1 protein-coding gene and 1 pseudogene are annotated in these 2,377 nt (G+C 75.3%); one reads left to right on the top strand and one right to left on the bottom strand.

The window, feature by feature from the left end; all coding sequences use genetic code 11:
* Window positions 1-908 (bottom strand): methionyl-tRNA formyltransferase (gene fmt / locus DQW06_RS28790; protein ID WP_117199654.1); only part of this gene is annotated, 908 nt, incomplete at its 3' end.
* Between the two features lie 111 nt (window positions 909-1,019).
* On the opposite strand from fmt, the pseudogene DQW06_RS28785 reads away from it, so the two are divergent.
* Window positions 1,020-2,377: pseudogene (locus tag DQW06_RS28785) on the top strand (primosomal protein N'); the annotation flags it as partial.

Genomic DNA, 2,377 nt, shown 5'->3' with positions numbered 1-2,377 from the left:
GGGCGCACGCCGCGCGCCCAGTCGACGGCGGCCATGGCGCGCTTGCCCTGCGGCTGCACCTCGCCCAGGACGACCGGGTGGGTGGCGGTCCCGACCAGGACCCGCCTCTTGTCGGCGTGCAGCTGGCCGGGGTCGAGCGCGGGTGTGTCGGCGTCGGTGAGGGGGGTGACCGGCCCCACCTTGAGGCGGCCGCCGCGGAAGGTGGTCCAGGCGCCCGGGGCGGGGGTGCAGGCGCGGGCCGTGCGGTCCACGCGCAGGGCGGGGGCGGTGAAGTCGAGTTCGGCGTCCTCGGGGGTGAGCTTGGACGCGTAGGAGATTCCGTCGGCGGGCTGCTCCACCGGGCTGAGCCGGTCGGCGGCGATGCCGTCGATCGTGCGGACGAGGAGTTCGGCGCCGGAGACGGAGAGCCGGTCGAGGAGTTCACCGCTGGTGTCGGTGGGGCGCACGGTCTCGGTGAGGGTGCCGAAGACCGGACCGGCGTCGAGTTCCTTGACGATCCGGAAGGTGGACGCGCCGGTGATGTCGTCGCCGTGCAGGACCGCGTGCTGGACGGGGGCGGCGCCGCGCCAGGCGGGAAGCAGGGAGAAGTGCAGGTTGACCCAGCCGCGGCGGGGGATGTCGAGCGCGGACTGGGGCAGCAGGGCGCCGTAGGCGACCACGGGGCAGCAGTCGGGGGCGATGTGCGCCAGCCGCTCCAGGAACTCGGGGTCGCCCGCCTTGGCGGGTTTGAGGACCTCGATGCCCTCGCTCTCGGCGAGTTCGCCGACCGGGCTGGCGGAGACCTTCCGGCCGCGCCCGGAGCGGGCGTCGGGACGGGTGACCACGGCGGCGACCTCGTGGCCGGAGTCGATCAGTGCGCGCAGGGACGGTACCGCCACCTGCGGTGTTCCGGCAAAGACAAGCTTCAACGTGGGTTCCCCTCCACCGAGGTCTGTCGGTTCCCCAGTTCTACCAGTGGCGCCGGGCCGCGCCGCCCGGTGCGCGGGGCGGTGTCGCACGGTTCTGGTAGACAGAGGAGGATGACAGCGCAGCCCGGTCAGCCCGACGGGGTCCTCTTCGAGCTTCCGGAACAGGAGCCGGAACAGGAGAAGGCCACGGCTCGGGCGGCAAGCAGGTCCCGCCGCCCGGCCCCACGCAGGCCCGCCGAGCGGCTGCCCGTCGCGCGCGTGGTGGTGGACACCCCGCTGCCCCACCTGGACCGGTACTTCGACTACCGGGTGCCCGCCGACATGGACGAGGCGGCGGTGCCCGGCTGCCGGGTGAAGGTGCGGTTCAACAACCGCCAGCTGGGCGGTTTCCTGGCCGAGCGGGTGGAGACCTCGGAGTTCTCGGGGCGGCTGGCCTACCTGGAGGCGGTGGTCTCCCCCGAGCCCGTGCTCACCCCCGAGATCCTGGGGCTGGCCCGTGCGGTCGCCGACCGCTACGCGGGCACGCTGAGCGACGTGCTGCGGCTGGCGGTGCCGCCCCGCCACGCCCGCGTGGAGAAGGAGGCGGCCAAGGCAGCGGAGGCCGCTGAGGCAACGGGGGCCGACGCGTCTCCGGATGCGGCCGGGGTCAGCGCGGCTCCGGAGGCAGCGGAGTCCGGAGCGGCACCCGAGACGGCCGTGACCAGCGCGGATCCGGAAATGTTGGAACCCGGTGCGGGTTCCGGGACAGCCGTGATCGGCGCGCCCTTGGAGACAGCGGGTTCCGGCGCGAATTCCGAGACGGCAGCGACCGCGACGACCCTGGGGACAACGGAGTCCGGAGTGAGTCCGGAGATGTCGGGGACCGAAGCGTCTTCGGAGGCCACGGGGGTCAGCGCAAATCCGAAGACACCGGGGGCGGCCCCCTCCTGGGAAATCGCGGCGACCGGAGCGGACCCGAACGGCGCCCCCTCCGTGACCGCCTCGGGCGAGGCGCCCGGGACGGCCCCGGGCGGGACCCCCGAGGCGGTCCCGCCCGGCGCCCGGACGGGCCCTGAAGCCCCGTCGAACACCGCCGACACCCCACGGGCGCCCGCAACCGTGACAGGCCCGCCCCCCGCTACGGCAGCGACACAGGACGCCACCGGGGCCGCCCCCGATCCCGGCCCCTGGGCCGACTACCCCGAGGGCCCCTCGTTCCTGCGCGCGCTGCGCGCGGGCCAGCCCGCCCGCGCGGTGTGGAACGCCCTGCCCGGGACCGGGTGGGCGGACGCGGTGGCGGTCGCCGCAGTGCAGACCCTGGCCGCCGGGCGCGGCACCGTGGTCGTGGTGCCCGACGGCCGCGACGTGCGGGCCGTCGACCACGCCCTGGAACAGCGCCTGGGCGAGGGCCGGTACGTGGCGCTCACCGCCGACCTCGGACCGGCCGAACGCTACCGGCGCTGGCTCTCGGTGCTGCGCGGCGCGGTCCG

Origin of the sequence: Nocardiopsis sp. TNDT3, from assembly GCF_003427465.1 — a bacterium.
Taxonomy (GTDB): domain Bacteria; phylum Actinomycetota; class Actinomycetes; order Streptosporangiales; family Streptosporangiaceae; genus Nocardiopsis; species Nocardiopsis dassonvillei.
The sequence above is the reverse complement of the archived record's forward strand: the minus strand, read 5'-3'. Positions and strand labels throughout refer to the sequence as shown.